Genomic DNA, 262 nt, shown 5'->3' with positions numbered 1-262 from the left:
GGGTAAACCCAGATTGTGGTCTGAAAACACGAAACTGGAAGGAGACAGAAGCCGCATTGGCAAATCTGGTTTCAGCGGCGAAGAAGCTCCGTGCTGAGCTGGCATAACACATCGTTACAGCAAATAAAAACGGAGACTGTGGTCTCCGTTTTTCTATTCTTAATTGTTAACTTTCGTTTTCAGATTATCCAATAATAGCGAATCATCGTCTCATGCCGAAAGCAACAAAAATTACTGTAGCTACTTCACCTGAGTACAAGTC

The 262-nt window shown here is 42.7% G+C and carries 1 protein-coding gene; it reads left to right on the top strand.

Annotated features, from left to right (window positions below; genetic code table 11):
- Positions 1-107: hypothetical protein (locus tag O4H47_RS18225; RefSeq protein ID WP_419719647.1), on the top strand; the 107-nt coding region annotated here is incomplete at its 5' end.
- Positions 108-262: the final 155 nt, after the last annotated feature.

This window comes from Maritalea porphyrae, assembly GCF_027213965.1.
GTDB lineage: Bacteria > Pseudomonadota > Alphaproteobacteria > Rhizobiales > Devosiaceae > Maritalea > Maritalea porphyrae_A.
This window is presented reverse-complemented; position numbering and strand designations above follow the sequence as displayed.